We start from the raw sequence: 18481 nt of genomic DNA, 5'->3' as shown, positions 1-18481 counted from the left end.
CACTCACCGTTACTTAGTTGATATTTCTCTACTTACAAAAAAGTACGTTGAGTTTGCGTTGAACGCTCCTGGATTGTGGGCGCCTGCATAGCGTCAACCCGGCGCGGAACATCGACATAGTTTCCTTCAACCCGATTCAATACCGTTAATATTGGTTGATTGGTTACGCGCACGTACATACTTAGCAATTGTTTTTCAGCCCGCGCCCAAGGGCTATTGGCATCAACGACCAGAAGCGATAACGCACTGCTTTTGAGCAGATAGGTTGGAATCTGATTATTAATTAGAGCGGGTAATTCAAGAATAATGCGGTCATATCGCGAGATATCGAATTCCTGATTATAGTCGAGTAAGTAATCGATGCCCGTCACATTCATAAAATCCGGACGAATGGTATAGGGAAAATATGTCACGCCCTTCTGGTGTTCCCGTTGCTCTTTGCCCGTTACACGCGGATAGCAGTAGGCTATTTTTTGATCAGCATCATCATACAACTGCGTTAACCCATTGGCAATCCAGCTTTTTCCCTGCTTTGACCGGATACTAAACAACGTAATAATTGGCGGGTAAGCCTTGGCTGTATTCTGAGAGACCTCAATATTAATGGCATTGAATAGCTGCTCGAACATACTCCGCGATGCCCGGGTTGTTTTTGAATAAACAAGTGGGTTTTTGACCGTTGGAAATAGGGCGGTAACGGGCATACCAACTAAGGCTTCAGCCTGTTCGGGCGATTGAATTCGTTTGTCCAACCAGAACCGCAACGCCGTGAGTAAGAGAGCAATAAAAATACCAACGCCTAAACCAACCAATATTAATTGTGAACGTTTAGAGGCTTGAGGCAACAGCGGAAAGTCAGGCGCATCCATTACTTCAAGTGTGCCGCCAATGGATACATCCTGACGGCGAGTACGTGACTGATCTACGTTTTGCAGTAAGTCCAGGTATTCTTTTTCGGCAACGGTTAAATTTCTATTAAGCTCGCGAAGTTGTGAACCTAAGGGGCCATATTCATTGGTTTTGACCTGATAGTCGTTCATGCGCTTCTGGTATAACTCTAACCGAGCCGACGATTCTTCGTACTCCAACGATTTGGTCAGACGATCATTCGCCATCGTTAGGGTTGGAACAGCATCCGCAGAGTTAGCAGCGGCATCGTATTTCTGCGCACTAATTTTCAGTTCTTCCTGAACCTGAGCCACACTCGCCTGCAACTGATTAATTACGGTTTTAGGCTGTCCATAGGCGCGGGCATTCGCTAATTTATTCTCCGCATCTGTGAGTTTCTTTTGCTTATCGCTCAGGTCATTGTTGGCCGAACGAATGCTACCTTGCTGACCCATACGCCGGTTGAGCGCATCTAAACCCGCTTTGGCCGCATTTTTTCGCATGAGTTCCTGATTATATTCATTGTTCAGGGCCTCGCGAGACGTGGCAACATTACGTGCTTCTTCGTCATAATCTAGCAACTGATGTTTCGAACTGAACGCCCGCAGGCTAGCTTCAGCCTGCGCCAGTTGCTCTTTGGCCTGTTGCAATTTGGCTTCGTAATAGCCTATTACCGAATTAGTTTCTGACGTTTTAAGTGTGGAATAGCGTCTGTTCAGAATTTCAATAGCGTAGCTAAGGGTACGCTGTGCCACCGCCGGATCGTCAGCCTCGTATTCCATCAGCAGCACATCGTTAGTATTCTTGCGAGCCGTTGCTTTTAAGTGTTCGCTTATATGCTGAATTGAATAATAAGAATCCGATTTTAGTAATAACGTTTTTACCGGATTGTCGGACGGTGATTTTGCCAGACTATCGATGGTGCGATGTAGTTGAATAGAGTCGCCTGCAATAAAAAACAGACTCTCCCAATCGAGCGTAATAGCCTGATGCAATTTCTGAAAACCAGAATTCGCCAATACCAGCGTGTCAGGCTTTCGAAGCCGAAGGTGATCGCTTAGCAAGCCAATGCCAATTTGGAGTAGTGTTTCCCGTGAATTGAGGGTAGTCAAAATATTATCAAATGCACTAGCCGAGTGGTCAGTAAACGTGTTCTGTTTATCTGACAACAAGGAATAGCGTGACACCAAGCCAGTATAAAGAGTTGCCTGCGATTTATAGACTTTGGGCTCGTTACGAGTAACAAAAAATGCCGTGCCTGCCGTTATACAGGGAATCAGGATAAACCAGAGTATGTGCTGTTTCAGTAAGCGCAAAAAGACATCGACTGACATACGATTCGTTTAGTTACGTTTCAACCGCTGTATGGGCATACCCACCAACGCTTCAAAATAATGGACATTCTTTAAAAAATCACCCTTTATCTGCTCTGACGAAGTTTTAGCCTGCACATACCGACTGGTAATATTAGCCAAAGCATCAGCTGTTATTCGCCCCTTCTGAATTTCAACTTCGGCAACCCGAAGAGCAGTCAAAGATGCCTGCTCATCAATCAGGCGATATTTCAAAAGTTGCTGAGTCGTGATCATGTCCTGGTAAACGCCAATCATATCACGTTTCAATTCAAGTTCAATAGTTTCCTTCTGGATAACCGATGCCCGGTAATTTGAGTAGGCTTGACGCACCTGGTGCTTACGCCCAAACAACTCGTAAAGAGGTACCCTAACATCAACGCCAACCCGGTAGCCATTGGCAATTTGTCCCAAGGCATCCCGACCTGTTATTGTTGTCGTTCCTGATGAGATAATAGATTGATTTCCCGTTGAATAATTGGCAAATCCAGATACGTTCTGTAGAATCTGAACTTTCGCTACTTGATACGCCGAATTCAATGAATTACCTACCTCATTCTGGTATTTGATGAGCGGTGAGTGTGCTACTGCCACTTTCATTATATCATCAAATGGAAGCAGTTGAACGGCGATGTCCTGATTAATATCAAGGTACAAGGTATCATCAGCCAGCCCAGAGGATGGACCGAAAGAAACAAGTCCTCGTGCTCCTCTATTTTGCCCGGAGCAAACTGTATATGATAACAACCATAGCAGCAGAAAAAGGCTGGTCTGAAACGTTATTCCAATTCGTACGCTATAAAAGCGAAAATTTATCCTAAACATAATATTAATATGTCGTTTTCCTATACAACTCACGACAATGCGACTGCCGATATGTCTTTGTAACCGACGGTGAGATGGAAGAATGTTTATTAAATGGTGAGCTTACTCCACTTGATTAACTAATCATTTTACTTGTTTACTCTAATAAGATATTTGTTGCTTTTTTGACTGTTATATACACAAATTGTCACATATAGAAAACAGCTAAGGCATATTCATACCTGTTTTACTTGTATGAGGTGTATGTAAAAAGCGCTTAAAGGCTTTACGCATAGTAAGCACTGCCCGAACAAAACTTAGCATCAATACTGGAATAAGTAAAATTTCACGCAGAGTAATAAGTTTCCATAAATAAGTAGGTACAGAAATAAGCAGGCTCCCGCACAAAATGAGCAATAAAACGAGCGGAGTTTTCCACAGGATTGGGTCGTTAGCGACTAAGCCACTACTTATACAAGCAAACAGTAAACCTAATAGCAATATTTTGGGCAGAAAAACAGCCTGCAACACTTTAAACCCACTAGCCCATCGACCTTGTACTAGTTCAGATATACCTCTCCAAAAATAAAACGTCAAAAACTGCCATTGAGCGGCTACCCAACGGGTACGCTGGTTTTCAAACACCGCCCGATTTGCTACTTTCTCATCATAAATAAAGGCTTTTTCCAAATAGCCTATTTTATGTCCACTGAGCACTATATTAGTTTCTAGCTCTCTGTCGTAGCCCCCCATAGTATGTTGAGTAACCATAGCTGTTTTCATCAGACTAGGTTCAAATGCCATGCCAGATCCGATTGTTGCCGACGACAGCCCTAATACACGACTTGCTTTTCGAAAAATATGGTTGTTGATTTCTTCACTAATGGCATCCAGAATTGCCACACTCGTATTCATATTTTTAGCAACCCGATGTCCCTGAACGGCCCGCCAGCCTTGTGCAAAAGCTTTGTTTATCCGACCCAGAAAATCAGGTGCCATATGATTGTCAGCATCCGACACCACCAGAATATCATACTCATCAAGCGATAACCGCGCCAAGGCGGTATTGATGGCTTTTGCTACTGTAGAGACTTGAAACGAAACCTCGAATACCCGGATAGGCAGAGTTGCCAGTTTAGCGAGTGTTTGCGGTTGAAACGAGTCGGCGATTACGATGAGTTCAAACCGATCGGCCGGATAACTTTGTTTTAAGTTTTCGGTAACCGACTCAATAATAACAGCGTCCTCTTTGTAAGCCGGAATAAGAACGCCTATTTTCCTAAAAACCAAAGGTAAAGGAACGGTATCATTATCGTCGGCTCGACCAAATCGGCCAGCCACGGCAAATACGGCCCAATAAAGGACGTTAAGAGAAATAAACCCTATTAAAATTAGGTAGATAGAATAGATGATGGTCATAATAAACCCGTAATGTAATCGGGTATTTTATTTCATTTATGACCACAAATTTGGTGTCAAGTCACAAAACCCGACGCATCCTAACGAATCATTTTTACGTATATGGTAGCATGCGCTACATCGTTGTTTTCGCTCAACAGGAAATCGGCTACGCCGTGGGGTTCGATCACTGCACTGATGCAGTTGATTTTTTATTCTGGGGTTACGAGGAGTATGAACTGCTTCCCTACGGGATCTACGACATACTGACTGGTGATGCGTTGCCCTACGAACACCGGGGTGAACGTACAGCAAAGATTGACGAACCCGTCATTCGCCAAATTGCCCTTGATTATGTCAAGTCAGCTATTCGTCAAACAACATGACGGCCTAACGGCTTAAAAGCTTATTGTCCTGATATTCAGATAATTATACTGAATCGGGCAACTAATTGCACAAAATTCATAAACAGGAAGAGCCGATAAAGACGGACTCTTTATCGGCTCTTTATAAATAAGTTTTTAAAACGTTATACCACCAGAATATCCCTTTCCTTCGCAAGAAAAGTCTCATCAACCCGAGCAATAAACGCGTCGGTTAGTTTCTGAACACGCTCTTCGCCCATTTTTACGGCATCTTCCGAAACGCCATCTTTAGTCAATTTACGAATGTCGTCATTGGTGTCTTTACGAATATTACGGACGTTAACTTTGGCCGTTTCGACTTCCTGCTTCACTTTCTTGACGAGGTCGCGCCGACGCTCTTCGGTCATTGGCGGAATACTCAGCCTAATCTGCTCTCCATCGTTGTTCGGATTGAGGCCGAGGTTCGAGTTACGAATCGCCTTCTCCACTTCGCCAATGAGTTTCTTCTCGAACGGCTTGATAACAAGGGTACGGGCATCGGGCGTGTTGACAGACGCTACCGTATGCAAGGGCGAGAGCATCCCATAATATTCAATCTGAATACCATCAAGCATACCCACGTTAGCTTTGCCAGCACGAATTTTGGTTAATTCAATGGCTAAGTGCTTGAGTGCCTTTTCCATCGTATCTTTTGCATCGTCGAGAAATAGCTCGATTTCTTCCATTTTAACTTGACGTTGTAGAGTTATAAGGCTGTAAAGTTATACGTTGCATTACCAAAATTTGACAACTATGTAACTTTACGAGTTGGTAGCGAGTAGACTATTTATTCTTTATTCTGGCAATTTCATTGTTATAAGTGTACCCTGGTTATCATCGCCCTGGATAAGCCGGAGAAGACTCCCCTGTTTGTTCATGTTAAAGACGATAATCGGCAGGTTATTTTCCTGACAGAGCGTAAAGGCCGTCAAGTCCATAACGCTTAGTTTCTTTTCGTAAACGTCGTCGAAGGTGATCGTCGTATAACGAGTTGCCGTTTTGTCCTTCATTGGATCGGCTGTATAAACGCCATCAACTTTCGTGCCCTTCAACACCACGTCGGCTTCAATTTCGATGGCCCGCAAACTAGCCGTTGTATCGGTTGTGAAGTAAGGACTGCCCATTCCGGCACCGAAGATTACGACGCGACCTTTTTCGAGGTGGCGCACCGCCCGCCGACGGACGTAAGGTTCGCAAACCTGCTCCATTTTGATAGCCGACATTACGCGCGTGTACATGCCATGTTTCTCAAATGAACTCTGCAAAGCCATCGCGTTGATGACTGTCGCCAGCATACCCATATAGTCTCCCTGTACGCGGTCAATGCCGGAGCGTTCGCCTGATACTCCCCGAAAAATATTGCCCCCACCAATAACGATGGCTACCTCAACACCCAAGTCTACTACTTGTTTAATCTCCTGACTGTACTGCTCCAGTACAACTGGGTCAATGTTGTACCCGTTAGGCCCAGCAAGGGCCTCCCCGCTTAGTTTGAGCAGGATGCGTTTATACTTTGTTTGCGATGTCATGAAGGGAAATTTTGCGGGCAAAGATAAGAAAAAGGCGGAAAGGGAGGAGACTAAAAATAGTATCAGGCCAAATTCCAGAGTTCGTTCAATCGGTTTAGATCCCGTTTCATAGCCGCAAATACTTGTTTCGGTGGGATTGACAGATGAATTGCTCCGTGCTCGGCTCCTCCCATTGGGTATTCCACATGCAGTGACATAGACACGTTCAAGTTGTGTTGCTTCAATAAGCGAAAGTAGGCTTTAAAGTCCACCATTCCCTCGCCAAGCGGTACATCCTGTACTATTGTTACCCCATTTTTGGTTGACCATCGGAAATCTTTGAGGGCAATGGACTTTATATGAGGACTAATCAAGCGCAAACCAGTAGGCCACGACTGTCCCCCTTCGACAGTGGCATGTCGGATGTCGTACTGAACACCCATGTAATTCAGATCGGCTGTTTTAAGCATTTCCCATAGTTCCCAAACCGATGCGCCCACCAACAAACCCGCATGGTTCTGGTAACAGCCCGTTAGGTTTAGGGTCTTATTTAATTCGCCTAATGCCCGCAGTTGTTGCTGAAAGCCTAAAATGGAATCGGGTATAGCTCGCTTCTCGTCGTACTGATACCACTTCATCCGATACAGATGAAAACCTACTTTCGACGCGGTTTTTAGCACGCGAACATCAGTGGCATTGGTCGCATCGCCAACTACTGTTGTCATTAATTTAGGCATCAGTCCCACTTTTTTTAGGGATTCGACTGCTTTAGGCAACTCCTCTTCAACCCGATCAGGATGCACATGACCATCTGAGCGGACTGTCAAATCAACGCCGTTAAAACCCATTTCAGCCGCAGCATCGGCCATGTCCGCATAGTTCAGAAACTGCAAGTGCTTAGAAAAGATATGGACATCGGGCAGGGAGAATTCCGTTGCTCCAGCCGATGCTGCGGCAACCGATGCAGGAAACATCACTGGTAATAGCGGCAAGTATCCGGCAACCAGGGCCGTTTGCTTTAGGAAATGACGTCGGGGATAGGAGTGATCCATACGCCTAAAAGTCTATCTACAAAAATTCTACCAGCACCTGCCCTTTTTCGACGCGGTCGCCTTTACCGACACGTATTGTTTTCACGGTTCCGTCACCGGGGGCCTTGAGGTTATTTTCCATCTTCATAGCTTCCAGAATCAATAGGCTATCGCCTTTACTGATTACATCACCGGGCTGAACACTAATGCCGACAATCAGACCCGGCATGGGTGCTTTCAACTCGTTGACTTTGGCGCTGGCGGCATTACTCATGCCCATTTTTTCGAGCAACAGATCGAAACGATCTTTTACGTTTACGAGATGAATATGCCCGTTGATTTTCAGACTTACCGTTTTCTCTTCGGCATTCAGCTCCAGCACTTCGGCGGTATAGGAACGATTCTGATAAAGTACATGAAACCTCCGGTCAACAATCTTGATAATATCCCAGCTAAACGGCTCGCCATTGACTATCGGCTGCCCATTGGCAAAATCAACGGTGAATGACTGGTTGTTAAGCGTAGCGGTGTACATAGCGTTTTTGTTGATTTCTTACTCTTCACCGGTTATAGTAAGATCATATTACGACTTATTTACTAACCAGATACCTACTAAACACACACCCATACCAGCAAACTGCACCCCATAAATCGTTTCGCCGTCCAGCACTCCCCAAAAGAGGGCCACAATAGGAATTAAGTAGGTTACCGAAGCGGCAAACAGGGGCGATGAGAGTTGCATAACGCGGTTGAAGAAAATCGACATTAAGCCCGATCCAAATACGCCCAGCGTAACCAATGCCCATAGCGACCAACTACTGTGCGCGTCCAATACGCGAGCAAAAAAGTCTGTTGGAACAAGGGTCAGTAAGGCAATAGGACCGGCAAAGGCAAACAGCCAGGCCGTAGACACTAATGCGGGCAAATGACTTAAATAACGACCAATGAGGTTAGTATTTAGTCCGTAACAAAGGGTTGCCAGTACGACTAATAAGGCGTAACCGTTCAGTTGAAACGAACCCGTTGCACTGAAAAACACCAAGAGTAGCGATCCCAATAGCCCGAGTAAAATTCCGGCCACCTGTCTGATTTTGAGTATTTGACCGAAAAACACAGCCCCCAAAATAAGTGTAAATAACGGGCTCAGCGAGTTGAGCGCACCAGCCAGTGAACTGTTGAGGTGTGCACCGGCTTCAGCGAATAAAAAAGCCGGTATAACAAATCCAATTATTGCCGACGCCAGTAAGGCCACCCATCGATGTCTAACGACTACCCGGATATCGGCCTGCCGACTTTGCTTCGCTAGAAAAGGGGTAAAAAATAACAGGGCAAATACCAGTCGCCCGGCCCCTACTTGTTCCGGCGGAAACGCGCCGAGGCTTCGTTTAATGAGAATAAATGAACTTCCCCAGACCAACGCCAGTGCGCATAACAACACCCACGCCAGCAATGGGCGCTTTTGAGGAATAACGACGGGTTCTTCGGCAGTCATTTTTTGGATTGGTTAAACAGGACTAATAGCCGAAGAGTCGGAATGAATAGTTTTCAGAAAACTAGTAATCGTGTCAGAGCATCAAGCACTTAGTACAGCATCGTAAGTTTCTGCCACTTCATCAAGAATTGCGCTCACCCCGCTATAAGAATCCGTTGTGACCAGCCGCATTCGATAGGGTTTAAAATCAGGTAGTCCCTTGAAATAATTAGCGTAGTGGCGTCGCATCTCAAAAAGACCCAAGATTTCACCTTTCCAGCGAATCGAAAAGTCAAGATGCTGGCGGCAAACGGCTACCCGGTCGGCCACAGTTGGCGGGGGTAAATGCTGGCCAGTCTGAACGAAATGCTTTATTTCGTTAAAGATCCAGGGATACCCGATGCTGGCCCGACCAATCATGACACCATCGACACCATAGCGATTTTTATACTCCAGTGCTTTTTCGGGTGAGTCAATATCGCCGTTACCAAAAATTGGAATCTGAATGCGTGGATTGTCTTTAATCCGGCCAATAAGCGTCCAGTCGGCATCGCCTTTGTACATCTGTACCCGCGTCCGGCCATGAATGGTTAGGGCTTTGATACCGATGTCCTGCAACCGTTCGGCCACGTCACCAACGTTTTTGGTGCTTTCGTCCCAGCCGAGCCGGGTTTTCACAGTTACGGGCAGGTGAGTAGCATCTATAACGGCTTGAGTCATACGGACCATTTTTGGAATATCCTGCAACAAAGCCGCCCCTGCACCACGACAAGCCACATTTTTAACCGGGCAGCCGTAATTAATATCAATCAAATCGGGCTGAGCGCGGGTGGCAATACGAGCACACTCGCCCATCGTTTCGACATCCGAGCCGAAGAGTTGAATCCCAATGGGCCGTTCATACTCGAAAATATCTAACTTTTGAACGCTCTTAGCCGCGTCGCGAATGAGTCCTTCCGACGAAATAAATTCAGTGTACATTAAATCGGCTCCGTTCGCTTTGCAGACCGCCCGAAATGGCGGGTCGCTGACATCCTCCATCGGAGCCAGTAATAACGGAAAATCCGGGAGCTGTATATTGCCAATATTGACCATTTCGTGGTATCGGGGTTAAGAACCCGACCGATATTTCTTTATAATTGAGCGAGTTTACAAATGGTAGTGACTGACGGTCCCATACCTTACGTTGTATCGACAAGTTTTAGCACAATCCAAAGGCCGAATTGGTTCCCGTGCACAAACTATGCGAACTAGTCTGTAAATTTACAGGAAATTATGCAACCAAGTTATACGCCCGGAGGCACTACATCGCGGCCACCAACGCTCGGGGGACTGATCATGCTCGTCGGTTTCGTGCTCATCGGGGGAGTTATCAGCACGATGCTCTTATTCGGTGTCATGGCCGTTAGCAAGGGAATGGGGCTCACTGAAGCCCAGGCCTACCTGACTGGTTTAGCCACTAAGCCGTCTGCGTCGCCTAACAGTTGGTATGAACTCATGGCTCTTCAGGCCGTCAATCATATGGGCACCTATCTAGTGCCATCCTTACTCTACTGGTATTGGGTTGAACGGCGAACGTGGTCGCAGTTTCAGGCCCGACCGGTCTCGGCGGTAGCGGGAGTAGGCTTGATAAGCTTAATTATCATTGCCTTTATGCCCTTCGACGGTCTCATCATTGACTGGAACCAAAACCTCCACCTTCCCGAAACACTGGCTCCGGTAGAGCAATGGATGCGCGATCAGGAGAAGAATCTGGCAGGGGTGACCAAATACCTCACGACGTTTAAAAGCGTAGGCCAGTTGCTGGTGGCATTACTGGTAATTGGTGTTATTGCCGCCGTTGGCGAAGAAGTCTTGTTCCGGGGCATTCTACAACGCAATTTCGCCTACTGGGCTGGCAATGCGCATGTGGGCATCTGGCTGGCAGCGGCTCTATTCAGTGCTATTCACGTACAGTTTCTCGGCTTTTTCCCCCGGATGCTGCTCGGTGCCTTATTTGGCTATCTCTACTTGTGGTCAGGTAATCTTTGGGTACCTATTCTGGCCCACTTCGTTAATAATGGATTTACCGTTTTTATGGTTTATCTGTACCAACAAAAAGTAACCTCTATGGATATAGAAAGCACCGAAGCTGTACCTGTGTTGGGTGCGCTGATTTCGGGATTCGTCACGGTGGGATTATTGTATTATTTCAGACAGCTTAATCGACCTGTGTAGCGTGGCAATAGCTTGCGTCTCTCCTAGTCATTATTACTAGCCGTCTGACAAGAATACGCAATTATACCGTACCGGCGGACCGGTATCTACCTATAAAGAAAATGACAGAAAGCTGGGAAATAATTTATGCAACACCTCTGCCCCACAGAGCCGAACTGGCAAAAGCCCTACTGCTTGAACATGATATCTCGGCGGTGGTTATCAATAAACAAAGCAGCAGTTACCCAACCATTGGCTTGGGAAAAAGTGAGGTCCATGTATTGGCAAAAGATGCCATTTTAGCCAAAGTAATTCTGGAGAATGAAGCAACGTTTAGCTAACCTTTCGAATCTTCAACAACGGGTCATTGCGGCCGTGGCGGGGGTTCCATTTATTCTATTCATGATCTGGTATGCCGACTGGACATTTGCGCTGCTGTTCTGCGTCGTTAGCGCCCTCACTCAACGGGAGTTTTATCGTTTACTTGGCCTCGATGGTTTCGAACCGCTAACAGCCTATGGCACAGTAGTTGGCACAATGATTTGTGTACTGGCTTACTTTATTGAAACTGACCAGATTGGAATGGGAAATTACTTTCTGATCTGTCCGGCTTCTTCGATGATTTTCCTAATTAAACTTTACAAAAAGCGTGACATGAAACCCTTTACCAACATCGGTTTCACGTTTTTGGGTATCATCTATGTCGCCATGCCGTTTGCGCTGTTGATTATTCTGGCCCTTCAGGGTGGTACGTTTCACCCCATGATTATTACGGGCTGTCTGTTGCTGCTGTGGGCTAGTGATATTGGCGCTTACTTTGCTGGTACCAAGTTCGGGCGACGTAAGCTTTTTGAACGAGTATCGCCTAAAAAATCGTGGGAAGGCAGTATTGGCGGAGCAGCTGCGGCTGCTTTGGTAGCCCTAGGCCTTACCTTTTGGGCACCAGAACTACGGCCCTGGCAGTGGTATTGCGTGGGCGGAATCATTGTGGTAACGGGCACCTATGGCGATCTGGTCGAGTCGTTATTTAAGCGCAGTATTGCTATTAAAGATTCTGGCAGCAGCATTCCCGGTCACGGCGGTTTTCTGGACCGCTTCGATGGCTTGCTGCTGGCCGCCCCATTTATTATCACGTTCCTAAAGTTATTTGCCTAGGGCAACAGCATACTTCGATCAACATTGGAAGCCACAACCAATGTTAAAGTGGATCTTTGCCCGTTGTATAAACTCGTTGCTTTAGTTGATTACCGTGAAGTGCAGAAATGGCTCGTTCCCCTCAATTTGTATTTCATCATCAAATTCTAACACTGAACTTGACGTATTTGACGTAAATGAGCAATCTTCATTGAACCTCCTAAGGGCCTCATCCTGAGCAACATTCAAATAGACGCTTGTAATATGACCCATTGTTGAAGCTCCTCTAACAATAATCAGACTGTTCTTTTTCATGTCGCTATGTGTTTAGTGGTTTAGCAATAACGCATTCAACCCGTATAGTACTATTAAACTTTAGTTAACTCGACCACGATTAATTAAAGTAATCTATCGATGCTTTCAATTAACAGCACCGACCTTGTTTGCGTAAGGGAACTAGCTAATTTTTTCTGGCGAAACCGTTAACGTTTTGACGAGTTGTCCAGCTTCGCTTTAATTCCAACTCTGGGCTTATAAATTAATTGATGTATCGTATTTCCATTCACTCCATAAATAGTATGGTATACAGTCGTACGAATATTAGTTCTGGTGCTGTTCCGGGCTAATGCGCCCGCTATTATTGCTGCACTGGAATCACTTCTCAGTTTTTGGTTTGTCGTTGCCCATATATTAGTTACCTCAGTTGGATTACCATATTGCTGCTTTAAAATAGCTTCTAATACGTTAAAACTTTTACTACTGGACTGGCTTTTATTCGGAACTACTATGTCAACTTTATTCAGTTGATTATTAATAAATGAGTAAGTCACCGCAACCGAGAATTTCCCCATTTCAACGTCTGTATATCGGACTAAATTAGTAGCCGTTTCGGTCGGGGTTCCCTCTGCTTTAATTACGTCCTCCTTTGTCATACCCCAACGAACTGACCTTACATCATAATTTTCTGACTGAGTAAAGCCAAGCGAGGAAAGGACGAGAAACATGAGTGTGAAAAGGTATTTCATAGACTGTAGAATCAGTGGCGTGACCCCAATATAACAAATGGAGTCATGTTAATGGCCATTCTACTCTGGGACTTTTCCAGTTTAATTGACCTTGAATAAAATTCACTTTTAGCCACTATAGGCAAATTTGAAGCCATTCCTTCATAAACTTTCGTAAAAATCGGGTAATAGAAACCATATCTTGCCTTTTCCTCGTTTACTTTGTAGTATGGTTAGTTTGTCTATGAAGAAGTCATCGACGTTATTGGTCTTTATTCTGGTGTTATCTGCTCTGGCGGGACTCTTTTCGACCGTGCAGGCGCAGGGTCAAGACCAGCAGATAACGTTCACGGGCTTTATCACCGGCGGTAAATCTAATGATGCCCTGCCCGGTGCTTATATCTACATCCCTAAAGCAGGGAAAGGCGTTCTGTCCGCACCGAACGGTTATTTTGCCTTGCCCGTATTTCCGGGAGATAGTATTATTTTTAGCTACGTCGGCTTTAGAACACAATATCATATCATTCCGCGCCGGTTAACTGACCTAACATACTCAGCAGTGGTGGCTTTGCAGGAAGACGTAAAAACGCTGGCGGAGGTAAAGGTTTACCCGTATGCAACGGAGGAGCTGTTTAAAGAAGCCTTCGTCAATCTGAAACTTCCCGACGAAAAAGAACGCGAGAACTTAGCAAAGAATCTAAGTCCGGAAGCTCTTATGCGTCAGGCGGCTACTATGCCAATGGGAGCATTGGCTAACCACCAGAACTTTATAAATCAGCAGTTTTTTGGACGCGAGTCAATTGTTGGTCGTAGTGCAACGCCCACCTTTGCCTTTACAAACCCATTTGCCTGGGCCAACTTTATTCGCTCCGTTAAGCGCGGTGATCTGAAAAATAAAGAATGGCGCAGTGAACTCAATAAAGCTCCCCGCGAAAACGTATCCCGAAAAGACATTCTACAGGAAGGTAATTAATGTAAATCTGGACAGCTTCTTTCCACTCTACGAATTGATAGACCAGGTTTTGAGTCGTAGATCTGTCCCATCAAATACAGCGTATGTTTTGGCTGATACCCATTCGCCGAGGTTAACGTAGCGACTGGTAGGCGAAACGGCAAGGTCAAGCGTTAAATGACGATGGCCGAATATGTAATAGTCGTGATGCATTTGGACTTCTACTTCGCGGCAGTACTGCATGAGCCATTCGCGGTCTTCGCCTAAAAAATGTTCTTCCCCCTTTCCCTGATTATTTATACGGCTTCGGCGCGACCAGGCTTGAGCTAATCCAATGCCTACATCGGGGTGCAACCAGCGAAATAATTGCTGGGTAAAGCGGCTTTCAAAGACCGTTTTAAGTCGTTTGTATACGAAATCACCAGGACCGAGTCCATCACCGTGTCCGATGAGGAAGCGTTTGCCGCCAATATCATACTGCCGTGGATTACGATATACCGGAATTCCCATTTCCTGCGTAAAATAGTCGTTCATCCACATATCGTGGTTACCCGTAAAGAGTACAATGCGCGTTCCGGTATCGGTGAGTTCAGCTAGTTTGCCCTGTAATCGAATAAATCCTTTAGGAATACTACGCTTATACTCGAACCAAAAATCGAACACATCGCCAACCAAGAAAATCACATCGGCATCGGACCGGATCGCATCGAGCCAGGCAACAATAGCTCTCTCTCGTTCGTGGCTCTGCTCAAAAGAAGGTGTGCCCAGGTGAAAATCAGAAGCGAAGTAAACGTTACGACCGGCGGCAAGGGAAATGGTTTCGATATCAGACATGAATACGGTAATTCAGACGTAAAACTACGCAACGATTACCGTTCGCTCAGTGAACTTCGACGGATGTCAGCAAAAAAAGCATCTTTGTTGATAGTCTATTTTACTGACCATTCATTATGAAGACATGCTGCATTAGTCTTTTGCTCATTGGATTTATGGCCTCAGCCATTCAGGCTCAGGTACGAGTCAGTAACCCCGGTAACGTTGTTGAGCGCAACGTTGAATACCGCACCAATAGCAAAATTGACCAGGGTATCAACAAAGGGTTAGATAAGGTTGAGGAAGGCGTAATGGGCATTTTCAAGAAAAAAGACAAGAACAAACCAGCCCCTACGAGTAATCAAACGGACAACTCGAACCCCACAACAAACAGTAATCCTACTTCTGACGGTGGTACACCCGCCAACCGAGCTGGGGGCAGCAACGGTACAGTTACCAACACAGATAATGTCGAGGGTGGCTCCAAAGCCCCAGCCACGCTGAAATCGTATAGTAAATTTGACTTTGTACCGGGTGAGAAAGTTATAGCGGTTGAAGACTTCATGCAGGATGCCATCGGTGACTTTCCCGATAAATGGAATTCAACGGGTTCGGGCGAAATGGTTACCATCGATGGGAAAACCGGCCATTGGCTAATGCTAAATAAGAAAGGCGAATACCTGCCCGAATTTATCAAAAGCCTGCCTGATAACTTTACGCTTCAGTTTGATCTGGCCTGCAACGAAACGTTCAGTTACTATTCATCCTACATGTGGATAAACCTTGTCGCAATGGCCAATCCAGCCAAAGACTTCACTAAATGGGGACGTTTTCCTAGTCCAACTGAGGGCGTTCGGGTTGGGCTACACCCACGAAACGCCGGTAATGGCGACGCTGGCATAACCGAATTTATTACGTATTCGAAAGGCACAGAAGAACTAAAAAACGAAACCGATCAACATGCCTTCTTTAATGCGACCCGCAACATGGTGAAGGTATCTATGTGGCGGCAGAAACAACGACTTCGGGTATACGTTGATGAAACAAAAGTATGGGATATTCCCAGAGCTTTTCAACAGGACATTGTCTATAACGGTGTGGTGCTGTCAATGGCGGATATGCACAACAATGATGACCGTTATTACGTCAGTAATTTTCGACTGGCCGTGGGTGCCCCTGATACGCGTAACAAACTCATTACAGAAGGAAAGTTTGTTACGCATGGCATTCTGTTTGATACAAATTCGGACAAAATCAAGCCCGAATCGTATGGGGCTATGAAAGACATTGCCGGTGTGTTGACTGAAAACGCCGACGTGAAGGTTCGTATCATTGGTCACACTGACTCCGACGGCGATGATGCCTTGAACATGTCACTCTCCAAGAAACGGGCAGCTGCCGTGAAAGACGCCCTCGCCAGTACATTTGGGATTGATATCAGCCGGATGGAGACCGATGGCAAGGGCGAGTCGCAGCCAGCCGGGTTAAATACAACGGTCGAAGGCAAAGCCAATAATCGGCGCGTTGAGTTTATTAAATTGTGAGATATAACAAAAACATCTCAACAACTAATCTGGTATTTAAGAAAACGCTAATTTTGGCTTTTCTCAAATCATCCCATGAAAATCAAATCACTGATACTGGCTTTCCCCGTATTGTGTTTAGCCTGCAGTAGCCCCAGTTCTACCTCCGACCCCGCTAACCAAGTTGACGCCAGCCCTATTGTGGCTAAAAGACCTACTGGTGTTACTGCGCTCACCGTCGATTTCAATTACGACGAGCCCTGCAACATTTTGGGGGAAGAATACGTCCGCAGTACATTCAATTTGGGCGAAACGACAGAATTGGAAGAAGTTCACGAACATAACGGCTGTGAGTTCGCATGGGCGGGTAACAAAATACTCGTTTCGTTCGGCGGTTCGAAGCCCTATTCATCTATCTACCTTGCCGAATATATGTTCGACAAGATGTATCAGGCAAAACCAGCCAACGTTATGACTAAGCCTGTTGAGGAAGCGGCCCGTGATTCAACCATTAGTGGTCCTGAAACAGCAGGCACCAATGCGGAGTCGGCAGCTAACGCAACGCCTGATGCACCAGAACACCACACGACGGATGACGACCAACCACAACATGGTGGTATAACGGCTGCCACCCCTCCTCTTACCAAGCGTGCAGTTAGCATGGGGCACTATGAGGCCGTATCAAATGTAGGTGACAAGGCTGTATGGGATGCAACAACGGGTGCGATGCATGTTCTCTACAATAATCACGTTATCAATGTGACCGTAGAGACAAAGGATAAATCCGAAGTACGAAAAGAACGCGCTCAGAGTCTAGTTGAGGTGTTAATTGATCGGATATCGGAAAACGAATATACCCGCCGGTTGTAATCGACTCAAAGTGTTTAGCAAAAAAGGGGTGGCGGAGAATAATCTCCGCCACCCCTTTTTTGCTCTTCTGTACTCAGGTGCAAATGATTGACTCCCTATAATGGGATCTGCTCGAACACAATAGCAGGCCTTCCCTGACCGGGCTGAGCCGCATCTTTGAAAGCTTTGCGGGGACGGATATTGAGCGTCTGGAACAGTTGCTGGTCGGCGTTTTCGTCGGGATTGGGCGTGGTTAGGAGTTTGTCGCCCGCAAAAATGGAGTTAGCACCTGCTAAAAAACACAATGCCTGTTCTTCGATATTCATCCTAACGCGTCCAGCCGAGAGACGAACCATCGCTTTCGGCATGATAATACGGGCGGTGGCAATCATCCGAATCATTTCCCATACCGATACCCGTGGTTGATCTTCCAGGGGCGTGCCCTCTACGGGTACCAGTGCATTTACCGGCACAGATTCGGGATGCTGAGGCAGTGTGGCCAGCGTATGCAGCATTCCAATCCGATCCAGATCAGACTCACCCATACCGATAATTCCGCCCGAACAAACCGAAATACCAGCTTTGCGTGCATGTCCGAGGGTGTCTAAGCGGTCATCATACGTTCGTGTGCTGATGATATCACCATAAAATTCTTCACTGGTGTCGAGGTTATGGTTGTAGGCGTACAAGCCGGCATCTTTGAGTTTCTGCGCCTGACTTTCCGTTAACATACCGAGGGTACAGCAGACTTCCAGGCCCATTTCATTAACACCCTGTACCATCTCCAGGACCTTATCAAAATCACGGTTGTCGCGTACTTCACGCCAGGCAGCCCCCATGCAAAAGCGCGTACTGCCGGTATCTTTGGCGCGTTGCGCAGCCGTTATTACCTCATCCACTTCCATGAGTTTATGCACTTTCACGGCAGTGTGATAGCGAGCCGCCTGCGGACAGTAGGCACAGTCTTCGGGGCAGCCGCCCGTTTTGACTGACAGCAGTGTACAGACCTGCACCTCCTGCGGATCGTGGTGCTGACGGTGAACAGTGGCGGCCCGATACATCAGGTCCAGAACGGGCGAATTATAGATTTCGGCGATTTCAGCACGAGTCCAATCGGTACGCATGGATATACAATTTTTTGATTATGAACCCCA

19 protein-coding genes are annotated in these 18481 nt (G+C 46.2%); 7 read left to right on the top strand and 12 right to left on the bottom strand.

Annotated features, from left to right (window positions below):
• Positions 1–32: 32 nt before the first annotated feature.
• The 3 genes from ACFS25_RS09140 to ACFS25_RS09130 all read right to left on the bottom strand — a co-directional run bounded on the left by ACFS25_RS09140 (position 33) and on the right by ACFS25_RS09130 (position 4463).
• Positions 33–2222: a GumC family protein gene (locus ACFS25_RS09140; protein ID WP_381498987.1), complete on the bottom strand. Its 2190-nt coding sequence runs from the start codon at positions 2220–2222 to the stop codon at positions 33–35.
• Between the two features lie 9 nt (positions 2223–2231).
• Complete coding sequence (locus tag ACFS25_RS09135; protein ID WP_381498985.1) at positions 2232–3065, bottom strand: TolC family protein; 834 nt, start codon at positions 3063–3065, stop codon at positions 2232–2234.
• 204 nt (positions 3066–3269) lie between these two features.
• Positions 3270–4463 carry a glycosyltransferase gene (locus tag ACFS25_RS09130; RefSeq protein WP_381498983.1) on the bottom strand — a complete coding sequence of 398 codons (1194 nt, stop codon included), beginning with the start codon at positions 4461–4463 and terminating at the stop codon, positions 3270–3272.
• A gap of 38 nt (positions 4464–4501) precedes the next feature.
• Between ACFS25_RS09130 and ACFS25_RS09125 the strand changes: the two genes are divergently transcribed.
• A complete protein-coding gene (locus tag ACFS25_RS09125) occupies positions 4502–4828 on the top strand; it encodes a hypothetical protein (protein ID WP_381498980.1) in 327 nt (108 codons plus the stop codon).
• Between the two features lie 143 nt (positions 4829–4971).
• On the opposite strand, the gene frr is transcribed toward ACFS25_RS09125, so the two are convergent.
• The 6 genes from frr to dusB all read right to left on the bottom strand — a co-directional run bounded on the left by frr (position 4972) and on the right by dusB (position 9951).
• A complete protein-coding gene (frr, locus tag ACFS25_RS09120; protein WP_381498978.1) occupies positions 4972–5532 on the bottom strand; it encodes a ribosome recycling factor in 561 nt (186 codons plus the stop codon).
• 108 nt (positions 5533–5640) lie between these two features.
• A complete protein-coding gene (pyrH, locus tag ACFS25_RS09115; protein WP_381498975.1) occupies positions 5641–6375 on the bottom strand; it encodes a UMP kinase in 735 nt (244 codons plus the stop codon).
• Between the two features lie 62 nt (positions 6376–6437).
• A complete protein-coding gene (locus tag ACFS25_RS09110) occupies positions 6438–7406 on the bottom strand; it encodes a sugar phosphate isomerase/epimerase family protein (RefSeq protein WP_381498972.1) in 969 nt (322 codons plus the stop codon).
• 16 nt (positions 7407–7422) lie between these two features.
• Entirely contained in the window at positions 7423–7920 is a 498-nt protein-coding gene (locus ACFS25_RS09105; protein ID WP_381498969.1) for a biotin/lipoyl-containing protein, read from the bottom strand.
• Positions 7921–7968: 48 nt separating this feature from the next.
• Positions 7969–8877: a DMT family transporter gene (locus ACFS25_RS09100; protein ID WP_381498965.1), complete on the bottom strand. Its 909-nt coding sequence runs from the start codon at positions 8875–8877 to the stop codon at positions 7969–7971.
• A gap of 81 nt (positions 8878–8958) precedes the next feature.
• Positions 8959–9951 (bottom strand): tRNA dihydrouridine synthase DusB, encoded by a 993-nt coding sequence (gene dusB, locus ACFS25_RS09095; RefSeq protein ID WP_381498962.1) that lies wholly within the window; start codon positions 9949–9951, stop codon positions 8959–8961.
• A gap of 243 nt (positions 9952–10194) precedes the next feature.
• On the opposite strand from dusB, the gene ACFS25_RS09090 reads away from it, so the two are divergent.
• From ACFS25_RS09090 to ACFS25_RS09080, 3 genes are all read left to right on the top strand, one after another.
• On the top strand, positions 10195–11073 hold the full coding sequence (locus ACFS25_RS09090) for a CPBP family intramembrane glutamic endopeptidase (RefSeq protein WP_381500834.1): 879 nt from the start codon (positions 10195–10197) through the stop codon (positions 11071–11073).
• Positions 11074–11174: 101 nt separating this feature from the next.
• Entirely contained in the window at positions 11175–11393 is a 219-nt protein-coding gene (locus tag ACFS25_RS09085) for a putative signal transducing protein (protein ID WP_381498959.1), read from the top strand.
• The gene (locus ACFS25_RS09080; protein WP_381498956.1) at positions 11374–12207 is read left to right on the top strand and encodes a phosphatidate cytidylyltransferase; all 834 of its coding nucleotides are present in this window, start codon (positions 11374–11376) and stop codon (positions 12205–12207) included. Before ACFS25_RS09085 ends, ACFS25_RS09080 begins: the two co-directional genes overlap by 20 nt.
• Before the next feature lie 461 nt (positions 12208–12668).
• Here the strand turns inward: ACFS25_RS09080 and ACFS25_RS09075 are convergent, their stop codons facing one another.
• Positions 12669–13211 (bottom strand): hypothetical protein, encoded by a 543-nt coding sequence (locus tag ACFS25_RS09075; protein ID WP_381498953.1) that lies wholly within the window; start codon positions 13209–13211, stop codon positions 12669–12671.
• A gap of 223 nt (positions 13212–13434) precedes the next feature.
• On the opposite strand from ACFS25_RS09075, the gene ACFS25_RS09070 reads away from it, so the two are divergent.
• On the top strand, positions 13435–14163 hold the full coding sequence (locus tag ACFS25_RS09070) for a carboxypeptidase-like regulatory domain-containing protein (protein WP_381498950.1): 729 nt from the start codon (positions 13435–13437) through the stop codon (positions 14161–14163).
• Positions 14164–14190: 27 nt separating this feature from the next.
• Here ACFS25_RS09070 and ACFS25_RS09065 read toward each other — a convergent pair whose 3' ends face one another.
• The gene (locus ACFS25_RS09065; RefSeq protein ID WP_381498947.1) at positions 14191–14976 is read right to left on the bottom strand and encodes a UDP-2,3-diacylglucosamine diphosphatase; all 786 of its coding nucleotides are present in this window, start codon (positions 14974–14976) and stop codon (positions 14191–14193) included.
• A 116-nt stretch (positions 14977–15092) separates the two neighbouring features.
• Between ACFS25_RS09065 and ACFS25_RS09060 the strand changes: the two genes are divergently transcribed.
• Complete coding sequence (locus tag ACFS25_RS09060; RefSeq protein WP_381498944.1) at positions 15093–16499, top strand: OmpA family protein; 1407 nt, start codon at positions 15093–15095, stop codon at positions 16497–16499.
• Between the two features lie 75 nt (positions 16500–16574).
• Positions 16575–17348, top strand: a complete 774-nt coding sequence (locus ACFS25_RS09055; protein ID WP_381498941.1) for a hypothetical protein — start codon at positions 16575–16577, stop codon at positions 17346–17348.
• A 95-nt stretch (positions 17349–17443) separates the two neighbouring features.
• On the opposite strand, the gene bioB is transcribed toward ACFS25_RS09055, so the two are convergent.
• Positions 17444–18451, bottom strand: coding sequence for a biotin synthase BioB (gene bioB, locus ACFS25_RS09050; RefSeq protein WP_381498938.1), 1008 nt, complete (start codon positions 18449–18451; stop codon positions 17444–17446).
• Positions 18452–18481: the final 30 nt, after the last annotated feature.

The sequence above is a fragment of the Spirosoma flavum genome, assembly GCF_042686045.1.
Classification (GTDB): domain Bacteria; phylum Bacteroidota; class Bacteroidia; order Cytophagales; family Spirosomataceae; genus Spirosoma; species Spirosoma flavum.
Note: the sequence above shows the minus strand (reverse complement) of the source record. Positions and strands in the feature narration are given on the sequence as shown.